Genomic DNA, 21,142 nt, shown 5'->3' with positions numbered 1-21,142 from the left:
CGCGCCGCCCAGAACGACAAGCTGCTCTACTGGGATTACACGGGCACCAAGCTCGTGCCCAATATCGCCAGGGCCTGGGAGGTCAGCCCGGACGGAAAGATCACCACGCTGTCCCTCCGCCGCGGGATGAAGTGGAGCGACGGTCATCCCTTCACCGCCGATGACTTCGTCTTTTGGTTCCAGGACGTCTACAACAACAAGGATCTGGTTCCCACGCCGCTGTCGGTGATGACCATCGGCGGCAAGCCCATCGCCATCGAGAAGATCGACGCCACCACCATCCGGTTCGTCTCGCCCGAGCCGTACTACGCGCTGCCCACGGTGCTCGCATCGGTGTGGGGCATCGGCCACCATGCGCGATGGGGACGCTCCGCCCTCGGCGGGTTCGCGCCCGCCCACTACCTCAAGCAGTTCCATCCCAAGTACACCTCGAAGGATGATCTCGCGAAGAAGGTGACGGAGCTGAACTTCGACAGCTGGGTCACCATGTTCAAGAATCGCAACGACGCCTGTCGCAACGTCGACCTTCCCGTGGTGACGCCCTGGAAGACGACCTCTCCGCTGACCACGCCCACGTGGATCCTGGAGCGGAATCCCTACAGCGTGTGGGTCGACACCGACGGCAACCAGCTTCCCTATATCGACCGGATCCGGATGACGCTCGGGGAGAACCTGGAGGTGATCAACCTGCGAGCCATCGCGGGCGAGTACGATTCCCAGGCTCGGCACATCGACATCAGCAAGCTGCCCGTGCTCCTCGAGAACCAGAAGAAAGGGGGATACCGCGTCTACCTGGATCCCTCGGACCAGGGCGCCGATGTGGGGCTCTTCTGCAATCAGACCTACGAGAAGGACCCAGAGATCGCCAGGTGGCTCAGCAGCCGCGAGTTCCGGATCGCGCTGTCCCACGGCATCGACCGCGCGCAGATCAACGAGACCTTCCTCCTCGGGCTCGCCCAGACCGGCTCGGCTGCTCCCGGAGAGCGGACGCTCTACTACCCGGGTCCGGAGTACAAGACCCTGCACACCGGCTATGACGTCAAGAAGGCGAACGAGACGCTCGACAAGCTCGGGCTCAGCAAGAAGGACAGTGAAGGGTACCGCTTGCGGGCCGATGGCAAGGGCCGGCTGCGCCTGGCCCTGACCACGTACCTGGGCTTCCTTCCCTTCACGAAGATCGCCGAGATGATGACCGAGCAGTGGAAGAAGATCGGCATACGTGGCGAGGTCCAGGAGATGGAGCGCGGCGCGGCCACCAAGCGGGTGCAGACCAACGAGCACCAGATCTACTTCGAGACCCAGTGGGGCGCCGACAACATCTACGGGCACTTCCCGTTCGTCTTTCCCGCCGACGAGGGAAGCCCGATGGGGCCGCTCTACGGCCTCTGGTACTCGAGCGCGGGGGCCCAGGGAAAAACCCCGCCTGCGCGCATGCGGGAGCTGATGGACAAGTACCGCAAGTCATTCAGCGTCAAGGATCAGGAGCGGACGCGGATGGCCAAGGACGTGTGGAAGATCGCGCTGGACGAGATGTGGATGATCCCAATCGTATGCGGCTCACCCGCCTCACAAGGGGTGCGGGTCATCAAGACGAACATGGGCAATATCCCCGAGCGGCTCTGGAACAGCGCGGTCAGCGACAATCCGCACATCGCTCACACGGAGACCTGGTACTTCAAGTCCTAGTCACGGCTATCGGAGAAATCAACGCCACCCTCACCCAACCCTCTCCCTCTCCGAGGGAGAGGGATCTGTTTCAATCTCCACCATTGGAGCAGAGGGCGGGGTTACGGATCTGTTTGGATCCCCTCACCCTGCCCTCTCCTCACAGGGGAGAGGGATAGAGGATGCTGCAGCATCCCTCTCCCCCATTGGGGGAGAGGGCCGCAGTTCGAGCTGAGACGCTCGCTTCGAGCGACGAGGCGAGGGCTGAGTGGGTGAGGGGGCGATCCAGCCTACGTCACGGTGACGGCGAGGGTCGGCCGAAAGGGAGGACGGATGACAATGAACCCGTTTGGGTCTTCCCACCAAGCGGCGCTGTTTCCAGTCGGAGTTGACCCTCGCGGCAACACCCCGTGCCCCTCGACGGCCACCGCTCTCGCCCTGTCCATCCGCAGACGGATCAGATAGCGCCGGTTCGCCGGCACCACCGACCGATCCCCGACGGGTTCGCCGATTTTCAGCGTCACGTCCTTCGGGCCCGTCACGCATTCGAAGCGTGTGAGCGCGCGATGACCTTCGCGATAGGCATTCGACCGGCCATCGTCCTCGTAGAGCTCGAAGCTGGATGCGCCTTCCGGATAGACCAGCAGGGTGATCTCGTCGAGCGGCCGCTCACCCGTGTGCTGGACCACGGGCCCCAGCGGCACGATGGCCCCGGCGCGCACCAGGAGCGGCAGCCGGTCGAGCGGCGCATCGAGGGTGATGCCGCCCGGCCCTTCGTACCGCGCGCCGCTCCAGAAATCGTACCAGCCACCCGCGGGCAGATAGACGGGCCATGTCCGCGCGCCTTCGCGCGTGACAGGCGCCACCAGCAGGTCGTCGCCCCAGAGGAACTCGTGGCCAAGCTGCCAGACTCGGGGATCGTCCGGATAGTTTAGGACGAGCGGACGCATGAACGGGAGACCGAGCGTGTGCGCCTGCCATGCCAGCGTGTACGTGTACGGCAAGAGCCGGTAGCGAAGCTCCGCGTAGTCGCGGCAGATCTTTTCCACTTCCGCGCCGTGCGCCCACGGCACGTGCTCGCGCCACACCCAGCCGTGGGAGCGGAAGATGGGGCTGAAGGCGCCGAGCTGGAACCAGCGAGCATAGAGCTCGCCCGTCTCCGTCACCGGATGGAAGAAGCCGCCCACGTCCGTGCCCCAGTACGGCACGCCGGACAGGCCGGTATTGAGCCCCAGGGGAATCTGCGCATCGAGCGTCTCGAAGTCGTTGTTGATATCGCCCGACCAGCACGTCGCCCCGAATCGCTGCATCCCCGCCCCCCCCGAGCGGCAGAGCAGGAAGACGCGCTGGTCGGGCCGATCGGCCGCCTCTCCGACGGCGAAGGCCTCGTGGCGGAACCGGTCGTAGATGTTGTGGAGGAGCGTGCCCTCACCGGCGTGGAGCTTGGCCGTGGCGGGCGGTCCCTCGCCCCCGTCGAGCCACCAGCCCGCGACGCCGAGCTTGACCAGCTCGCGGTGGGCCGCCCACCACCAGGCGCCCACGGCCGGGTTCGAGAAGTCCAGGTAGCGCTGGCCCTCGCGATAGTTGGCGCTCCGCCGCGCGGTCTCGCTCGCTCGGCCATAGCCCTCGTCGAGCAGATACCCGTTGGCCTCGGCCTCGGCGAAGAGGGGCGACTGTTCGTGGAGCACGGGGTACTCGTGAGTGATGATCTCGAAGTGCTGCTGCCTCGCCTCGTCGATCAGCGCGGGCGGATCCCGCCAGAGCGACGGCTGAAAGCCGAGATGGCCCACGCCGCGGTTCCAGCCCTGGGCCTCGCCGTAGGTCGAGAGATAGATGAGGCCGTCGCAGGGAATTCGCTTCTCGCGAATCGTCCGCGGAAGCCGACGCAGCTCCTCGGTGTCGTCGAAGTGGCGGGTCGACTGGAGGAATCCCAGCGCCCAGCGGGGCGGGAGGGGCGGCCGGCCGAGCAGCTCGGCTACTTCGAACATGACTCCACGTAGGTCGCGGCCAATGAGGAAGTACCACACGAGCCGCCCGGCTTCGGCGGTGTAGGTGATCCGGACTCCGCCATCCGACCGGCCCACCGAGAGCATGGCATCGCTCGTATTGTCGAAGAAGAGCGCGTAGCCGCGATTGGACACCAGGAGCGGGATGCCCATGTCCGACCCCGGCCCGTGCCCGATATGCGTGTTCCAGAGCTGGCGGGCGATACCGAGCCGGTCGAGCTGCCGTCCGCCCTGGCCCAGGCCGTAGAAGTGCTGCTCGTCGGAGAACTCGAAGGAGGCGCGGAGGCGGCGGCGCGTGTCGCCCACCGATTCCGAGAGCATTCCGCCGTGCGCGGGTTCTCTCAGCAGCCACGCGCCCGCCGCGTCGAAGAGGGTGAGGCGCACCGGTCTCGTCGACGTCTCGACCTGGAGATGGGCCGTGGACAGACGGATGCGCTCGCCTTCGAGGATCTCGAAGGGCGAGCCGGCCCAGCTCCGCGGGCCGACGTACGAGGGACCGGCCACGTCCCGTTCATCGGCCAGCTCGATGCGGACGATGCGCGAGGTGCAGATGGTGACCGCCACGAGCGCGCCGTCATGGTAAAACCGGACGGTCGATCCGCTGCGCTCGAATCGTGATGGAACGGTACGGTCGGACATCCACTCTCCCGGGCAAGCTCGAGGTCAGTGAGCCGCGAGGCCGCATCATAGCAGACCGATGCCGCTCGATTGACCGCTCGGTGGCGATCTGGCACGATCGGCGCCATGTCATCCGCGGAACGACGCCCCCCCATCGCGAGCCGGCTCAGCTTCCTCGACGGCCTGCGTGGCGTCGCCATCATCCTCATGGTCGTCAATCACACGTCCCGCGACTGGATGGACGTGCCCATGGGGTGGGCCCGCTATCATCTCGTCTACGGCAGCCTCATCTGGCCGGCCTCCATCTTTCTCTTTCTCGTGGGCTTCTGCCTGCCCATCTCGTATCATCGCCGCGGAGAGAGCGAGGGTGTCCTGGGGGACCTGCGCAAGTACTTCCGGCGCGGAATCGGCATCATCGCCGCGGGGTATGTTCTCAATGTCATCATGCTGCCCCGTGGCCCCGTGCCGCCGGAGGAGCGATTCTGGCACGGCGGCGTGCTGCAGACGATCGGGCTCGGCATCATCGTGCTCGGACCGCTCGTGCCGGTGCTGCGCCGGCGCTGGGCGCGCTGGATGCTGCTGGCCCTGGCCGTGCTCATCTATCTCTCGTACGGCTGGTCACGCCCGACCCTCGCGCGCTGGAGCGCGGCTCATCCCGTCGTGGGCGTCATGCTCTTCGGCGATTTTCCGCCCTGGCCCTGGCTGAGCGCCGCGCTCATCGGGCTCGTGCTCGGCTGGGTGTGGCTCGAGGCGCGGGCCCGCGGCCCGAAGGCGGAGAAGCGATATTTCGCGACCGCGGCCGTGGTGGGACTGGTTTTCCTCCTGGCCTATGATGCGTGGGAGTTCTGGATGCCGACCAGTCCGCGCTTTGGTTTCCCGCGAGACTGGGCCCTGAACCACTACTGGACGCCGCGCGGGGTGACGACATTCCTCGTCATCGCGGGCGACGCGTGGCTGCTCGCCATCTGCTACTGGCTCATGGAGGTGCGCGGGTGGAAGCTGCCCTGGCTGGTCACGCTGGGTCAGACCGCGCTGGTGCTCTACTTCGTTCACCAGCTGATCGAGGAGACGCTCATCCATCGCGCCCTGGGGCTGCGGTTCAACAACTGGATCCTCTACTGGTCGGCGAATATCGCGCTCATCGTGCTCTGCGTCTACCTGGGCCGCCTCTGGCAGGCCGTGAAGCCTCGGCTGCGCACGATGGCCCCGCAGGCCACCGCCCAGCCATAGCTCGAACGATTCACAGGCCCGGGCGTGCGGCCTCGTTGCCCCCTCATCCTGCCCTCTCCCCCGATGGGGGAGAGGGATGTGTTTTGATCGCGCCCCCGGAGGGACAGACGATGTGTTTTGATCCCTCGGCCCCGGAGGGGGAGAGGGCAGGGTGAGGGGGGCGGCGAAAGGCTTAGGGCTTGGGAATTCGCAGCGTCTTGCTGATCATGAGCGCGCCGGAGACCAGGAAGAGAAGCGTGATGGCATGCCCGGTAACCCCGGCCAGCTCCATCGGATACAGATTGCCGCTGTAGAACGCCAGCATGAGCAGGCCGAGCGGCACCACGCTCGTGGGAATGGGCGTGCCCTCGAAGTATTCAACCTTGCCCTTCTCGTCCGAGAGGCTCTCCGCGGTCACGTTGTAGCGCGCCAGCCGGCTCAATCCGCACATGGCGAAGAAGAGCAGGATCAGCTGATCCACCCGGGTGTTGACCCCAGCGGCAAAGGCGATCGCGGCGGGCGCGACCCCGAACGAGATCACGTCGGCAAGGGAGTCCAGCTCGCGCCCCATGGGGGAGGCCGCGTGGCGCCAGCGGGCAATTCGCCCGTCGAGCACGTCGAAGATCAGGGCGAGGGGAACCAGCACGGCTCCCAGGTAGAGGTGGCGCGGGTCGTGCGTGCTCAGATACTTCATGGCCTGGAAGATCGCGCTGACGCCGCAGACGCCGTTCGCGATGGTGAAGAGATCAGCCAGGTGAAAGGAGCGGATCATCGAGAAGTGCTTGCGGGAAGAAGTGTCCGCCATGGTGCCCTCCTGACAGAACAAGTTACCAGTCCGAGGCCAAATCTTCCCGGTGTTCCTCGAGCGTCACGCGGCCTCGCTCACGGGCAAAGGCTCGGGTATGCTCGGGGCCCGACGGAGGGGACCACGCTGCGCTCGAGGAGGGACTGATGGAACTCTACGACGTGATGCGTACGACGTTTTCCGCGCGCGAGTTCACGGGCGACCCGCTTCCCGACGAGACGCTGGTGAGGATACTCGACCATGCGCGCTTTGCCCCCAGCGGCGGTAACCGCCAGGGGTGGAAGGTCGTCGTCGTCCGCGATCCCGACACCAAGCGCGCCCTGGCCGATCTGAGCGGCGTCGCCGCCAAGCGCTACACCGCCCAGGTGAAGAACGGCGAGAATCCGTGGAACACCATCGACCCGCCCGGTGTGGACGCCGCCACCATCGAGCGCACCCCTGCTCCCCCGCACCTGACGGAGTCGATCGCCAAGGCACCGGTGGTGCTCGTCATCGGTGTGGACCTCAAGGTCGTCGCCTCCACGGACCAGGAGCTGAAGCGCGTGGGCATCGTCAGCGGCGCGTCCATCTACCCCTTCGCCTGGAATGTCCTGATGGCCGCCCGCCACGAAGGCTTCGGGGGCACCATCACCACGCTGGCCGTCGCGCAGGAAGCCAAGATCCAGGAGCTGCTGGGCCTGCCCGCCCACGTCGCGGTGTGCACGGTCATGCCCCTCGGCCGCCCGGTGCGGCGCGTGACGAAGCTGAAGCGGAAGCCCGTGGGCGAGTTCGCGATGCGCGAGCGCTGGGGCGGGCCTTCGCTCGCCGGCTGACCGGCTCGGCCTACGTGCCTCGCCGCGCGCGGTAGTGCGCCGCGATCAGGTCGGCCACGCAGGCGGTGAGGCGCTGGGCGTAGGGCACGTGCAGGAACTCGTTGGGGCCGTGGGCATTGGAGCCGGGGCCGCCCGTTCCCGTGATGAAAAACTGCGCGCGCGGGAAGCGCTCACCCAGCATGGCCATGAACGGGATGGAGCCTCCCAGACCCTTGAACATGGCGGGAAGCTCGAAATAACGCTCGGACGTGGCCTGCACCGCTTCGAGCAGCCAGGGCTCGGTGGCCGGCGCGTCCCAGCCCGGCGACGGGGTGCCCGTCTCGCAGCGCACGCGAGCGCCATAGGGCGGATCGGCCTCGAGAATCTCCTTGAGCCGCCGGGCGGCCCGCGCGGCGTCCAGCGTGGGCGGGATGCGCAGGGAGAGTTTGAGGGAGGTCGAGGGGCGGAGCACATTGCCGCCGTCCTTGGGCGAGGGGAGGCCGGCGGCGCCGGTGATGGCGAGGGCGGGTTCCCAGGTGTTGGCGAGGAGGAGCGCCACGGGATCGTCCTGCGCGTAGCGCATGCCGTCAACGACGGGAAAGCGCTCGGCCATCTCTCCGGTGAGGACGCTGGCCACCGCCTTCGCCTCCGCGGCGCGGGCCGGCGGCACCTCGACGTGGAAATCCCGCGCGAGGGCGCCGGTGCGCTCGTCCTCGATCCGCGAAAGGAGCTGGCGCGCGATGCGGAAGCTCGAGGGCACGATGCCACTGGCCGCTCCGGAGTGCACGCCTTCCGTCAGAACTTCCACGGTGAGGAGCGCGCTGATCACGCCGCGCAGCGAGGTCGTGCCCCAGAGCTGGTCGTAGTTCCCGCACCCGGAGTCGAGACAGATCACGAGATCCGGCTCGCCGATCTTGGCCGCGCGGGCTTCCATGTAGGCGGGCAGATCGGGGCTGCCGCTCTCCTCGCTGGCCTCGATCAGCACGATGAGCCGCGCGTGCGGCGCGCCCGCCCGCTGCACGGCCTCGATGGCCGTGAGGGCGCAGAAGGCCGCGTAGCCGTCGTCCTGAGCCCCGCGGCCGTAGAGGCGATCGCCCCGCCGCACGGGCATCCAGGGCCCGAGGCCTTCGCCCCACCCGATCATCTCGGGCTGCTTGTCGCAGTGGCCGTAGAGCAGGATGGTCTCGGGCGACGTCCCCGGCACGTCCATCAGGATCACGGGCGTGCGGCCGGGGAGACGGACGGTCTCGATCGAGAGGCCTTCGATGGGCCGGCGCCGGCTCCACCCCTCGATGAGACCGACCGCCTTGTCGATGTGGCCGTGCGCGGACCAGTCGGGATCGAAGGCCGGCGACTTGGCGGGGATCTCGATGTAGCGGGTGAGCGCGGGAAGGACGTCCTCCTCCCAGCAGCGCTGAACAAAAGCCAGTGTCTCTCGGACGGGCAGCGGGCTCGTGGATGCAGGGCTCATGGTCGCCCACCGTAGCACCAGCCCGGGCGGCGTGCAACGCACGGCACTGGGCCAATTTGCTTCGCCATACTTCGTTGCGAGCGGGCCGGCAACCCCCAACGTACACCCACGTACGCCTCGGGCTGCCGGCCCGCTCGCGCCTCGTCTGGCTCGCAACTTGCCCCAGTGCCCGGCATTGACTTTGCCGCGGCGGCACCTGTATCAGGGACGGAGGGAGGCCTCGTGACCACCGACTACGATCCGATCGCCGAGCAGTACAAGCGCGCGAAGCTTCAGCCGTGGCGGACGTATGTCGAGTCGTTCAGTTTGATGAGCCTGCTGGGCGATCTCTCGGGCAAGTCCGTGGTCGACGTGGCTTGCGGCGACGGCTACTACACGAGGCGGCTTCGCGCCCACGGGGCGGCCAAAGTTCTCGGGGTCGATCTCTCGGGGCGGATGATCGAATTGGCCCGCGCCCAGGAGCAGGAGCATCGTCTCGGCATCGAGTATGAGGTGGGCGACGGCCGGGACCTCAGGCTGCCCACGAATCCAGACATCGTGGCGGCCGCCTACCTGCTCAACTATGCGCGGGATCGCGCCGAGCTGGGGGCCATGTGCGCGAGCATCTCGCGCTGCCTGCGCCCTGGCGGGCGCTTCGTCACGGTCAACCAGAACCCGGCTCTGGATTTTCGAGCGGCGCCCTCCTACCGCCCGTACGGCTTCGAGACGACCACGGTGGACGAGTGGTGCGAGGGCACGCCCATCACGTGGACTTTCTATCTGGAAGATGGACCGTTCTCGATCGAGAACTACCACCTCGAGGTGGCGACCCACGAGGACGCGCTCCGGTCAGCGGGGTTCCGCCAGATTCACTGGCATGCGCCGCGACTTTCGCCGGAGGGCGAGGCGGCCTTCGGCCGTGAGTTCTGGAAGATCTTGCTGGACCATTCTCCGATCACTTTTCTCGAATGCACGAAATGACGGCCGGGCCTGATTTTCGAGATGAGGGGCGGCCGAGCTGCCGCAGGCACGAGCGTGTGGCGGTGCGAGGTAAGCGCTGAAGGCGCGAGCCGAGGGCTGAGTGGATCGCGAGGGCTGAGAGGAGACGCTGACCGTGCTCGAGATCACGCTGGTCCTGCTCGCCGTGGTGTCGGTCGGGCTCGTCGGCGTGCTCGTCACCGTGGTGACGCCGCCCCTCATCACCGTGTTCGCCATGGCCATCATGTGTCTCGGGCTCGCCGTGGGCGTTCCCACAGGCTTCTGGTATCACGTGATCCTCTACCGTGTCGTCTCGCCGAAGATCTCGCTGCCGCGCCGGTGGTGGATGTCTCCCTCGGAGCTGCACGTCCATTTGACCGACGCGGAGCGCCGTCGGATCTACCGGTGGTACCGGATTGGCGGCGTGGGTTTCGTGCTCTCTGTCGTGGGCGGGTTGGCGGCCATAGCGGGCCTGCTTCTCGGCGCCAGGTCTTGAAGAAATGCCAGCGTAGTCGCTTCAAGACCGGCCGACGGAGAAATTTACAGTTTGCGCCGTCAGGCGGTTGACAGAGATGCAACTATCGGATTTCTTGTCACCTGCCCTTTGGCACACCCACTGCACTCCCATGACGTCTGATGTCGAAAGGCAGCGCGGCTCATGGCATCACCAAGCGCCGGAGGGCGCCGTGACTGACATCCGCACCACGGTCGTGGTCGTGCCCCGCGAGCAGTTTCGCGTGACCAGACCAGCGCTCGAGAGCATCTGTGCGCATACCGCGCTCCCCTACAAGCTCGTCTACGTGGACGGCGGCTCTCCGCCCTCCACTCGCCGATATCTCCAGGCCCGGTCCCGTCAACGCGGCTTCTCCCTGGTGCGGACGGACCACTACCTCTCGCCGACCGAAGCACGTGCCCTCGCCCTCCCGCACGTCGACACGGAGTACGTGTGCTTCATCGACAATGACGTGGTGGTGACGCCCGGCTGGCTCGACCGGCTCGTGGAATGCGCCGACGAGACGGAGGCCTGGGCCGTGGGCCCGCTGTATTGCAACGAGAACCCCGCGCTGGGGATCATCCACATGGCCGGGGGCCTCGCCCATATCCGCGAGAACAACGGACGGCGCGCGTTCTACGAGGAGCACCGCTTTCCTCAGCAGCTCGTCACGGAGGTGCAGGACCATCTGCGCCGTGAGCCGACCGAGCTGGTCGAGTATCATTGCATGCTGCTCAGGTCCGAGACGTTCGACAAGTTCGGCCACCAGGATCCGCGCTACCTGAGCTGCGCCGAGAGCCTGAACATCTGTCTCCAGCTCCGCGACGCGGGGTATCCGGTGTACCTCGAACCGGCCGCTCTGGTCTCGAATCAGCAGCCGCCCCCTTTCCTCTGGTCGGATCTGCCCTACTTTCTCCTCCGCTGGAGTGACGCGTGGAATCGGATCAGCCTCGCCTGCTTTCGTGAGCGATGGGACATCCCGGCGGACGACTGGTGGATCGGCGATCACTACCGATGGCTGACCGGTCACCGTCGGCTCGCCTGGGAGTGGGTCGCGAAAAAGACACAGAGGAGGCTGGGCTGGCGGCGCAGCGGCAAGCTGGCGAGCTTGATCGTCGAGTCGATCGGGCGGCGCGGGGTCCGCCGGGATCTTCGACGTCGGCCCGAGCTCCGGGCGTACGAGCGGAATGCGCCCAGCCCCCCGGTCACCAGGCCACGAACGGCAGGTCGGCCGTGACCCGGCCCGTCGCCATCTCCGTGATCGTGGCCACGCACAACCGCGCCCCTCTGCTCCGGGAAACTCTCGATGCCCTCCTCGCGCAGGCCACCCCCGCCGGGCTCGGCTGGGAGGTTCTCGTGGTGGACAATCGATCCACGGATGGAACCCGCGCGCTGGTGCAGGCCATGACCGCGCGGTCTCGAGGTCGTCTTCGTTACCTGTTCGCGCCGCGGTTGGGCAAGAGCCGGGCTCTGAATCTCGGAATCGAAGCGGCGCGCGGTGCGGTCATCGCGCTGACGGATGACGATGTGTCCCCCGCGGTAGACTGGGTGGCCACGGCGGCCGAGGTCCTCGATCGCTGGGCCGCCGACGGAGCCGGTGGCCGCATCCTCCCGCGATGGGAAGCAGCGCCGCCCTCCTGGCTGCTCGAGAGCGAGCGATTGCTCGACTATCTGGCCATCATGGAGTTCACCGAGCCGGAAATACTTCGGGTCGGAGGTGCCCGCTACCCGCAGGTCTGGGGCGCCAACATGGTCTTCCGGCGCGACGCGCTCCGGTCGCTCGGCGGCTTCGACACCATGCTGGGGCCCGTTGGCCGCAGGCGCTATTGCGAGGAAGACACCGATATCGTGCGGCGAATGCTCCGGCAGGGCCGGCGGATCGTCTACGATCCCTGGCTGACGGTCTCTCATCGAATCCCGCGAGCCCGTCTGCGCCGCGCCTATTTTCGTCGGGTGGTCTGGGACAAAGCTGAAGGTCAGGCCCTCGCCGGCGGTTCCCTGAGCGGGCCCCGCCTCTTCGGCGCCCCTCGCTGGCACTACCGGTGCGCTGGAGTCATGCTCCTCCGGTCGACTCTCCGCAGCATGGCCCGGCGACCCGGAGCCTTCGACAACGTGCTCGACAGCCTCGCTGCGTTGGGCGCCCTCGCGGGTCACTTCAAGCGCGCCTGGCAGGAGCGTCGAGGGCATGGCGCGAAGGAAGCAGCCTCCCGGACCTGGACGAGCCAGCAACGCGGAGAGCTCGTCGCGCCGGACGCCTAGACGACGGCCGGCGCGGCGGGACGGCGGACCGAGGCCTCCCAGTATTCCTGGAAGACCTCCCAGACCTCGGCGGGGCTCCGCGTCTGGAAGATACGCGCGCGGCAGTCCGTGGCGTGGGCGAGGCCTTCCGTGTACCAGGCCAGGTGCTTCTTCATCTGCGAGAAGGCGTGCCGCTCGCCCCCATGCTCCTGGATGAGGGCCATGTGGCGGCGAATGACGCGGTCCTTGTATGCGCGCTGCTCCTCCGCGGAGAGGGCATCGAAGCCCTCGTCGAAGATCCACGGGCTGCCGAGGGCGCCCCGGCCGATCATCACGGACTGGCAGCCCGTCTCCGCGACCATGCGCCGCGCTTCCGCCATGGAGTGAACGTCGCCATTGCCCGTCACGGGGATGCCCACGGCCTGCACGACCTCGCCGATGATGTCCCACGGCGCCTTGCCCGTGAAGCGCTGCGAGCGCGAGCGCGGGTGCACCGTGATGGCGTCGATGCCTTCCCCCTCGGCCATGCGGGCCACCTCGACGGCGTTCAGGTGCTCGTCGTCCCAGCCGCCGCGGATCTTGATGGTGAAGGGGACGGCGATGCTCTGGCGCATGGCGCGCAGCAGCCGCGCCGTGCCGAGCACGTCCTTCATGAGGGCGGCGCCTTTGCCCTTGCTCGTGATCTTGGGCATGGGGCAGCCCATGTTGAGGTCGACGATGTCGGCGCCCAGCTCCTCGCAGCAGAGGGCCGCGCGCACGAGGGCCTGCGGGTCCTTGCCCAGGAGCTGCATGGCCAGCGGGCGCTCCTGCGGGTAGTACTCCGCCATGTCGTGAGCGCGCGGGGTCTCCATGAGGAGCGAGAAGGCGTCCATCTCCTCCGTGGTGGTCAGTCCGCTGCCGCACTCCTTGGCGATGAGCCGAAACGGCGCATTGCTGATGGCGGCCATGGGCGCCAGGCGGCAGAGCTCGGAGATCTCGACGGGGCCGATCTTCATGAGGGAGCCGGGCTCAGGCCCGGACCACCAAATATACACTGCCCGCGACCGAATTGATCTCTGGTTGGGGCTCTGGCAGGGGTCAGCGATGTCAGAGGGGGTATCATGAGCAACGCTCGATGTCTTGATCTATCGCTCTAGGGTCAGCCAGGACGGCAAAAGCCAGAGCAACGGGTGGTTCCCGCAGGGATGAAGGTGGGCGGCACTTCATCCCGTGGGCTCCGCTCCCGTAGCCATCTCACTTCACGCAGACATCTTGCCCTCGACACGCGCGGCCGCGCGTCTCACCGTGTCGCCATCGCGGGCCGCGCTGGCCCGCGATGCGCGACAGAACGGGCACGCTGCTTTAGCGAGGCAGGGGCGGAGGCGGCGGAACGGTGGCGGCTCCCGTGGGGACCCACACCCAGTAGTACGGAGACGCGGCCGTGCCGTTACCCTGGAGCTGATACTGTCCCCCTGGATATGCCACGGTCTGGGTCACTGGACTCCCGGGCAGCGCCGGCGGGGCCGGCGCCGGTGAGACTGCCGCGCCCGTCGGGACCCATACCCAATAGTGCGGAGACGCGGCCGTGCCATTACCGTAGAGCTGGTACTGTCCCGCTGGATATGCCACGGTCTGCGTCACTGGGCTCCCGGGCAGTGCCGGCGGGACCGGTGGCGCCGAGACCACCGCGCCCGTGGGGACCCAGACCCAGTAGTACGGAGACGCGGCCGTGCCGCTTCCGTAGCGCTGGTACTGTCCCCCTGGATATGCCACGGTCTGCGTCACTGGACTCCCGGGCACTGGCGGCGGCTGCGGCGCCGTCGCCCCCGTCGGGATCCACACCCAGTAATAGGGAGACGCGGCCGTGCCGCCCCCGTAGAGTTTGTACTGTCCCCCTGGATACGCTACGGTCTGACTCGCTGGAACCACGGCGGTCCTTACCTCGGGTTCCGACGTGACACAGGCCCCGAGGAGACCGGAGATGAGGGCCAGGGATACCAGCCAACACGTGTTGATCCGGAAGATGCGTTGAGACATGGGTAGATTCCTCCTCACGAGGCAAATTGAGCATTCCTCGTGCCAGGGAAACTACCCTCAAAAGAGCGTCGGGACGAGCGATCCCCGCGTCAGGCCGATAGAGCCAGGGAAGCCACGACTCGTCATTGTCTCTTCTACCGAGTCATGGCTTCCGCAAGGAAGACGCTTCGACGCCGGCCCGTGAAACCTGACCGCAGCCCGGGGGACCAATGCTGACGTCTGCGACCGTCGATGCCGCCGCCCGCGAGTGCCTCGAGATGCATCGGACGCGCGCTCGCTACCGCCCCCTCGAGGCCACCCTTCGCGCGGCGCCGCTCGACGACGCCTATCGCATCCAGGATGCGCTCCACCGGCTCATGGCCGAGGCGGGGCGGGGCGAAATCGCCGGCTGGAAGATCGCCCTGACCTCGAAGGCCATGCAGCAGATGACCGGAGTAGACCAGCCTGCCGCCGGCGCCATCTTCTCGACGGTTGTGCACGCCTCGCCGGCGCGGATCGACCTCGCCGCCTATCACCACCTCGGCGTCGAGTTCGAGGTGGCGGTGCGCCTCGCCGACGATCTGCCGTCGAGCGGCGGGCCCTGGACGCGCGCGTCGGTGGCCGGCCGGGTTGCTGCCTGCCTGCCCGCCTTCGAGCTGGTGGAGGACGGGGGAGCCGACTACAAGACGCTCGACGCCTTCACCCTCGTGGCCCAGAACACCTGGAATGGCGGCGTGGTGCTCGGGGCGCCGGTGACGGCGTGGCGAGGAGTCGATCTCGAGAGCGCGGTGACGCGCGCTTGGCTCAACGACGAGGCGGCCGGCCAGGGCAAGACGGGCGACGCCCTCGGCCATCCCTTCGAAGCGGTGGCGTGGCTGGCCAACCTCATCAACCGGCGCGGCCGCATGCTTGGTCAAGGCATGATCGTGATGACGGGTAGCAGCATCACCACCAAGTTCCCCTCGCCGGGCGACCGCGTGCGCTTCGCCATCGACGGTCTCGGCGACGTGGCTCTCGAGGTGACACCCTAGCGGGCCGCCGCGGGCACAGACGCTCGGCCAGCGAACTCGTGTCGGATTGTAAGACCTGACCCGTCGGGAGGAGGAAGAGATGTCCGAGGTCCCGCAAGAGGAGAACGCAGCCCGCGCCTTCGACGCGGTCATCGTGGGGGCCGGGTTCGCGGGGCTCTACATGCTGCACCGGCTGCGCGGGCTCGGGCTCTCCGCGCGGGTGTACGAGGCGGGCCGCGGCATCGGCGGCACGTGGTTCTGGAACCGCTACCCGGGCGCTCGCTGCGACGTCGAGAGCATGGACTACTCGTACTCCTTCTCGGACGACCTCCAGCAGGAATGGAAGTGGACGGAGCGATACGCCTCCCAGCCGGAAATCCTGTCGTACATCAATCACGTGGCCGATCGCTTCGACCTGCGCCGCGACATTCAGCTCGAGACACGGGTGACCGCGGCGGTCTTCGACGAGGCCACGAATCGCTGGGCGATCCAGACCGACCGCGGCGACCGCGTGTCGGCGCAGTTCTGCATCATGGCCACGGGCTGCCTGTCCGACGCGCAGGTGCCAAAGATCAAGGGCCTCGAGACCTTCGAGGGCACGTGGTATCACACCGGGCATTGGCCGCACGAAGGGGTCGACTTCACCGGTCAGCGGGTCGGGGTCATCGGCACGGGTTCCTCCGCCATCCAGTCGATCCCCATCATCGCCAGGCAAGCGGCCCGGCTCTTCGTCTTCCAGCGGACCCCGAACTTCAGCATCCCGGCGCGGAACGCCCCCCTGGACTCGGAATACGAGCGTCGGGTGAAGTCGAACTATCCGGAATTCCGGCGCCAGGCCCGCGAATCGCGCGTGGGCTTCGTGGTCGAGCGCAACGAGCAGTCGGCCCTCGAGGTGTCGCCCGAAGAGCGACAGCGCGAGTACGAGAGTCGGTGGAGCCGCGGGGGCCTCGGCTTCAACGCCTCGTTTGCGGATCTCCTCACCGACAAGGCCGCCAACGACACCGCCGCCGAGTTCTTTCGAGCCAAGATCCAGGCCATTGTCCGCGACGCGGCCGTGGCCGAGCTCCTGTCGCCACGGGACTATCCCGTGGGCACCAAGCGTCTCTGCGTCGACACCAACTACTACGACACCTTCAACCGCGACAACGTCACCCTGGTCGACCTCCGGCGCGCACCCATCGAGGCGATCACCCCCCACGGCCTGCGGACGCGGGAGGCCGAGTACGCGCTGGACAGCCTCGTGTTCGCGACCGGGTTCGACGCCATGACGGGCGCCTTGCTGAGCATCGACATCCGCGGGCGGATGGGCAAGACGCTGCGCGAGAAATGGGCGGCCGGCCCCCGCACGTACCTGGGGGTGGCCACCGCCGGATTCCCGAATCTCTTCACCATCACCGGGCCCGGCAGCCCCTCCGTGCTGAGCAACATGATCGTCTCCATCGAGCAGCACGTCGACTGGATCGCCGACTGTCTCGTGTACCTTCGTGACCATGACCACGAAGCCATCGAGGCCAACCTCGAAGCGGAGGATGAGTGGGTCGCCCACGTCAACGAGGTGGGCCACGCCACCCTCTATCCCTTGGCCAGCTCCTGGTACATGGGGGCGAATGTCCCCGGCAAGCCGCGCATCTTCATGCCCTATGTCGGCGGAGTCGGCGCCTACAGACAAAAATGCGATGACGTCGCCGGCAAGGGCTACGAGGGATTCACCCTGATCGCATGATGAGTATCACCGCGCCGTGAGCGCCGGTCCCGACGCCCGCGGCCAGGGCCGACGAGCCCGTCAGTTCGTCGCCGAGGCGGTGGCGGCGCGCCAGATCCGTCGCGCGCCCTTGTCGATCTTGAGGGCGACGACCGAGGCGGCCACGAGGAGCCCGCAGGCCAGCGCGTAGGCCGCCCCGTAGCCGCCGGTCGTCTCGAAGACCGCACCCGCGAGCCAGGAGCCGAGGGCAGAGCCCGTCTGGTGCACGAGGAAGATCAGGCCGAAGACCGAGCTGACGGAGAAGCGTCCGTAGATGTCCGCGGTGAGGGCGGAGGTCATCGAGCCCGTCCCCGCCATGGTGATGCCGCCGAGGACCGCCACGACGAGAATCGCGGTCGGGTCGTCGCGGATGAGGAAGAAACCGGCAAAGATGAAGACGCGGCCGGCGTAGATGGCGGAGAGCACGGGACGGCGACCGAAGCGGTCGGACAGCGCGCCGAGCATCACCGTGAAGCCGATGCTCGAGCCGCCGAGGACGCCGAGCGCCCACGACGCGAACATGGGCGAGTACCCGTGATCGGTGAGCATGGGGATCCCGTGCGCGGAGAGCAGGCTCATGGAAAAGCCGCAGGTGAAGAACGAGCCGGCGAGCTGCCAGAAGGCCAGGGTCTGCAGCGCCTCGCCCGCGCCCACCCGCTCGGCGGCGACCGCGCCGGCCCCGACCTTTGGGATGACACCGTCAGGGCTGAGCCCGACCGACTCCGGAGAGTCCCGCACCACCCACAGGCAGAGGGGCAGCACGATCACGAGAATACCGGCCGCGATGATCATGTATGTCGTGCGCCAGCCGGTGGTGAGGATCAGCCAGGTCACCGCGGGCACGAGCAGGCTCATCCCGGTCATCGACGCGCTCCCGAGCACGGAGAGTGCGGTGCCCCGCCGCTTGCTGAACCACCGCGCCACCACCCCGGAGGCGATCACGGGCCCCGTCCCCGCCAAGCCGAGGGGCACCAGCACGCCGTAGACGGCGGCGAACTCCCAGAAGTCCCGCACCATGGCGGTCAGCACGAGGGAGATCACGAGCAACAGGGTGCCCGCCGAGCTGACGGCGCGCACGCTGAAGCGGTCGAGGGCCATGCCCGCGAGGGGCATGAAGACGCCGTAGAGGAAGAGGCTGAGGGCGATCACCGCGGAGAAGCTCGCGCGATCGAGGCCCAGATCGGCGACGATCGGCTTGAGGAACGGCCCCACCGCGTGGCGGACGCCTGTCGACATGAACGAGGTGACGGAAAAAGCCCCCACCACCCACCAGCCGTAGAAGATCTGACGCTCCCTCATGGCGCGCTCCCCGGGACGAGGCCGGCGGGCAGCGACTCGACGTGGGCGCAGATCTCGCGCGGGCGCGTCAGCCAGACGCGATCCCGGTGATCGAGAATGTGCTGGAGGGCCCGGCGGAGCCGGCGGATGCGGTACGGACGGCCGATGACGAACGGATGCAGCGAGATCGGGCACACCAGCGGCTGGCGCGCCGACTGCGCGAGCATCTCGTCGAACTGGTCGACGATCATGTCGGCGAACTCGTCCGCGGTGTATCGGTACCACACGATCCCGCGCGTGTCGTTCACCTCGATCGGATACGGCATGGCGAGGATGCGGCCCTTGCGCGTGCGGATCCAGATGGGCTGATCGTCCATGGTCCAGTCCATCACGTACCGATAGCCCGCCTCCTGGAGCAGGTCCATGGTGACCGAGCTGTTGGAGAGCCAGGGGCTCATCCAGCCGATGGGGCGGGCGCCTTCCTGCCCCTCGATGGTGGCGGTGACGCCCTCGATCAACGCGCGCTCCTCGTCCTCGGTTAGATGACCCTGCTCGTCGGAGTTGGTCACGCCGTGGCCCAGGATCTCGTCGCCCCGCGCGCGCAGCCGTCCGGGGACGTCCGGCGCCATCTCGTAGATCGCGGTGTTCATCTGGGCCTCGGCGGGAATCCCCAGCTCGTCGAGCAGCTCGAACAGACGCCAGATGCCCACGCGGTTGCCGTAGTCCCGCCAGCTGTAGATGCTGTGGCTCTGCGCCTGGTCCGGCGGCGCGATGGCCGCGCCCTTGCCCTCGCCGAAGCGGAAGGCCTCGATGTTGAGGGCGACGTAGACGGCGAGCCGGCGTCCGCCGGGCCAGGTATAGTCGGCTCGCGTGGTGATGTTCGAGTAGTCGTAGCGTCCGTGGGCCGGAAGCATTCCGCTATCATACGTCGAGATCGCAGCCAAGGAGAGAGCACATGAAACGCCAGAACATCCAGCCGGAGTCGCTCAGCAAGAGGGTGGTGGGCGGGCACGTCCTGTATTCCCACGTGGTGGTCGTGGAGGGCCGGAAGACGATCTTCGTGTCGGGCCAGCTCGCGCGGAATCCGGATGGTGAAGCGGTCGGTCGCGGCGACATGCGCGCGCAGATCCGCCAGGTGGGTGAGAACGTCAAGGCCGCGCTGGCCGCGGCCGGGGCCACGCTCGCCGACATCGTGAAGACCAATACCTACGTCACCGACATCGAGGAGTTCTTCCGGCACGTCGACGTCCGCATGGAGTACTTCGGGGCCATGCCGACGAGCACCACGGTGGAGGTACGGCGGCTCGCCCACCCCGATCTCCTCGTCGAGGTGGAGGTGATCGCCGTCGTCGATTGATGGGACGCCGGCGGGCGCCCGTGGTCCCTCAGGTGGTCTGGTTCCGACCGCTCTTCCGGCGCTCGATGGCGGCCGCGATCTCGCGTCCCATCACGGCCCCCCGCTCGGCGAAGTGGCGACAGAGCCCGGTGTATCGGGCCGGGTCGAGGAGCGCATCGACCTGGGAGGCGGTGAGACCGGCGCTCACGTGCGGATCTTCGGCGAGGGTCTCGCGGAACGGGCGCGCCTGGGTGACCGAGGCCTGCGCCGCGTCGTAGACGGCATCGTGGGCCCGCTGCCGCCCGATCTGTTTGCCGAGCTCGAGCATGAGCGCCTCGGCCATGATCAGGCCGCCCGACAGGTCGAGGTTCTCCCGCATCCGCTCGGGAAACACCTGCAGCCCGTCCAGCAGCACCACCAGCCGCTGCAGCATGTCGCCCGTGAGCTCGCAGGCCTGCACCAATGCCCGGCTCATCATGATGCTCGTGGTGCGGTCGGCCTCGTGCTCGGTCTGCATGGCTTCCAGGGCCAGGGGCACCAGGGCCCGGATCTGCGCCGCCGCGGCCATGATGTCCTGCGAGAGCTTCGGGTTGCGCTTCTGCGGCATGGTGCTGCTCCCCACCGTGCCGGGGGGCACCAGCTCCTCGAGCTCGCCGAACTCCTGCTTCATCAGGGTGTAGATCTCGCGCCCGATCTTGCTGCACGTGGAGGCGAGCAGGCCGAGCAACATCACGTACTCGGCCTGGTGGTCCCCGATGGTGCGGGCGGGCACGGTCATGGCGCGCATCCCGAGGCGGGTCGCCATCTTCTCCTGAGTGGCGAGACCGAGCTCACCCAGCGAGGCGAGCGTTCCCGCGCCGCCTCCCAGCATGGCCACGAACACGCGTCCTTCACAGCCGCAGAGCCGCTCCACGTGGCGGCCCAGCTCATCGATCCATACCGCTACCTTGAAGCCGAACGTCGCGGGCACCGCGTGCTGGCCGTGCGTGCGCCCCGGGAGGAGGACGTCCTTGGTACGCTCGGCCAGGTCGGCGAGCGTGGTCAGGATGGTCGCGAGCTGGCGAAGGAAGATGTCGTGGGCGCGCCGCACCTGGAGGAGCTGGGCGGTCTGCGTGACGTTCTGGGTCGTCGCCCCCCAGTGCACATACCCCCCGGCGTCGCCTTCGCAGGCGCGGTCCAGCTCCCAGACCAGGGGCACGAGCGGATGCCCGGTGCGGGCCAGGCCGGCTCGCACCGCTTCCAGATCGATGTACGACAGGTGCGCCTTGCGAGTGATCTCGCGGGCGGCGCCGTCCGGAATGATGCCCAGCTCGGCCTGCGCCTGGGCCAGGGCCGCCTCGACGTCGAGCCAGGACTGGAAGCGCGCGGCTTCCGTGAACAGCGCCCGCACCCCGGGGTCGTCGATCCGGAGAGATGTCGGCTCTTCTTGCATGAGAGCGATCTGTCGCACGGCGATCAGGGATTGTCAACGAGGCCGCTGCGGTCGGCGGCCCGCGCCCGCCTCTTGCCTACCTGTTGTCGGTCGGCGT

General features: G+C 67.7%; 18 protein-coding genes. 10 read left to right on the top strand and 8 right to left on the bottom strand.

The features are described 5' to 3' along the window. A partial coding sequence (locus VGT00_11015; protein ID HEV8531937.1) for an ABC transporter substrate-binding protein occupies positions 1-1,686 on the top strand: 1,686 nt, incomplete at its 5' end. A gap of 269 nt (positions 1,687-1,955) precedes the next feature. Here VGT00_11015 and VGT00_11010 read toward each other — a convergent pair. After that, entirely contained in the window at positions 1,956-4,310 is a 2,355-nt protein-coding gene (locus tag VGT00_11010; GenBank protein ID HEV8531936.1) for a TIM-barrel domain-containing protein, read from the bottom strand. Between the two features lie 105 nt (positions 4,311-4,415). Here VGT00_11010 and VGT00_11005 point away from each other — a divergent pair, with 105 nt between their 5' ends. Further along, the gene (locus VGT00_11005) at positions 4,416-5,519 is read left to right on the top strand and encodes a heparan-alpha-glucosaminide N-acetyltransferase domain-containing protein (GenBank protein ID HEV8531935.1); all 1,104 of its coding nucleotides are present in this window, start codon (positions 4,416-4,418) and stop codon (positions 5,517-5,519) included. 172 nt (positions 5,520-5,691) lie between these two features. Here the strand turns inward: VGT00_11005 and pssA are convergent, their stop codons facing one another. Next, the gene (gene pssA, locus VGT00_11000) at positions 5,692-6,303 is read right to left on the bottom strand and encodes a CDP-diacylglycerol--serine O-phosphatidyltransferase (GenBank protein ID HEV8531934.1); all 612 of its coding nucleotides are present in this window, start codon (positions 6,301-6,303) and stop codon (positions 5,692-5,694) included. 146 nt (positions 6,304-6,449) lie between these two features. Here pssA and VGT00_10995 point away from each other — a divergent pair, with 146 nt between their 5' ends. After that, positions 6,450-7,115, top strand: a complete 666-nt coding sequence (locus tag VGT00_10995) for a nitroreductase family protein (protein ID HEV8531933.1) — start codon at positions 6,450-6,452, stop codon at positions 7,113-7,115. 10 nt (positions 7,116-7,125) lie between these two features. On the opposite strand, the gene VGT00_10990 is transcribed toward VGT00_10995, so the two are convergent. Further along, on the bottom strand, positions 7,126-8,565 hold the full coding sequence (locus VGT00_10990; GenBank protein ID HEV8531932.1) for a M20/M25/M40 family metallo-hydrolase: 1,440 nt from the start codon (positions 8,563-8,565) through the stop codon (positions 7,126-7,128). 222 nt (positions 8,566-8,787) lie between these two features. On the opposite strand from VGT00_10990, the gene VGT00_10985 reads away from it, so the two are divergent. The 4 genes from VGT00_10985 (at position 8,788) to VGT00_10970 (ending at position 12,274) form a co-directional block, all read left to right on the top strand. After that, positions 8,788-9,525 (top strand): class I SAM-dependent methyltransferase, encoded by a 738-nt coding sequence (locus tag VGT00_10985; protein ID HEV8531931.1) that lies wholly within the window; start codon positions 8,788-8,790, stop codon positions 9,523-9,525. A gap of 133 nt (positions 9,526-9,658) precedes the next feature. After that, the gene (locus tag VGT00_10980; GenBank protein HEV8531930.1) at positions 9,659-10,018 is read left to right on the top strand and encodes a hypothetical protein; all 360 of its coding nucleotides are present in this window, start codon (positions 9,659-9,661) and stop codon (positions 10,016-10,018) included. Positions 10,019-10,208: 190 nt separating this feature from the next. Beyond that, positions 10,209-11,252 (top strand): glycosyltransferase, encoded by a 1,044-nt coding sequence (locus tag VGT00_10975; protein HEV8531929.1) that lies wholly within the window; start codon positions 10,209-10,211, stop codon positions 11,250-11,252. Then, positions 11,249-12,274, top strand: a complete 1,026-nt coding sequence (locus tag VGT00_10970; GenBank protein HEV8531928.1) for a glycosyltransferase — start codon at positions 11,249-11,251, stop codon at positions 12,272-12,274. The genes VGT00_10975 and VGT00_10970 overlap by 4 nt, the downstream gene beginning before the upstream one ends. Here VGT00_10970 and dusB read toward each other — a convergent pair. Continuing rightward, the gene (dusB, locus tag VGT00_10965; GenBank protein ID HEV8531927.1) at positions 12,271-13,248 is read right to left on the bottom strand and encodes a tRNA dihydrouridine synthase DusB; all 978 of its coding nucleotides are present in this window, start codon (positions 13,246-13,248) and stop codon (positions 12,271-12,273) included. The genes VGT00_10970 and dusB overlap by 4 nt on opposite strands. 346 nt (positions 13,249-13,594) lie before the next feature. Further along, complete coding sequence (locus VGT00_10960) at positions 13,595-14,269, bottom strand: hypothetical protein (GenBank protein HEV8531926.1); 675 nt, start codon at positions 14,267-14,269, stop codon at positions 13,595-13,597. Positions 14,270-14,478: 209 nt separating this feature from the next. Here VGT00_10960 and VGT00_10955 point away from each other — a divergent pair, with 209 nt between their 5' ends. Both VGT00_10955 and VGT00_10950 read left to right on the top strand, forming a co-directional pair. Further along, positions 14,479-15,279 carry a fumarylacetoacetate hydrolase family protein gene (locus VGT00_10955; protein ID HEV8531925.1) on the top strand — a complete coding sequence of 267 codons (801 nt, stop codon included), beginning with the start codon at positions 14,479-14,481 and terminating at the stop codon, positions 15,277-15,279. A gap of 79 nt (positions 15,280-15,358) precedes the next feature. Continuing rightward, the gene (locus VGT00_10950; protein ID HEV8531924.1) at positions 15,359-16,981 is read left to right on the top strand and encodes an NAD(P)/FAD-dependent oxidoreductase; all 1,623 of its coding nucleotides are present in this window, start codon (positions 15,359-15,361) and stop codon (positions 16,979-16,981) included. Positions 16,982-17,041: 60 nt separating this feature from the next. Here the strand turns inward: VGT00_10950 and VGT00_10945 are convergent, their stop codons facing one another. Further along, complete coding sequence (locus VGT00_10945) at positions 17,042-18,298, bottom strand: MFS transporter (protein ID HEV8531923.1); 1,257 nt, start codon at positions 18,296-18,298, stop codon at positions 17,042-17,044. Then, entirely contained in the window at positions 18,295-19,191 is an 897-nt protein-coding gene (locus VGT00_10940) for a polysaccharide deacetylase family protein (GenBank protein HEV8531922.1), read from the bottom strand. The genes VGT00_10945 and VGT00_10940 overlap by 4 nt, the downstream gene beginning before the upstream one ends. A gap of 41 nt (positions 19,192-19,232) precedes the next feature. Here VGT00_10940 and VGT00_10935 point away from each other — a divergent pair, with 41 nt between their 5' ends. Continuing rightward, positions 19,233-19,634: a RidA family protein gene (locus VGT00_10935; GenBank protein ID HEV8531921.1), complete on the top strand. Its 402-nt coding sequence runs from the start codon at positions 19,233-19,235 to the stop codon at positions 19,632-19,634. A gap of 28 nt (positions 19,635-19,662) precedes the next feature. On the opposite strand, the gene VGT00_10930 is transcribed toward VGT00_10935, so the two are convergent. Further along, positions 19,663-21,063 (bottom strand): adenylosuccinate lyase family protein, encoded by a 1,401-nt coding sequence (locus tag VGT00_10930; protein ID HEV8531920.1) that lies wholly within the window; start codon positions 21,061-21,063, stop codon positions 19,663-19,665. Positions 21,064-21,142: the final 79 nt, after the last annotated feature.

It is taken from the genome of Candidatus Methylomirabilota bacterium (genome assembly GCA_036002485.1).
In the GTDB taxonomy this organism is placed as follows: Bacteria; Methylomirabilota; Methylomirabilia; order Rokubacteriales; family CSP1-6; genus AR37.
The sequence above is the reverse complement of the archived record's forward strand: the minus strand, read 5'-3'. Positions and strand labels throughout refer to the sequence as shown.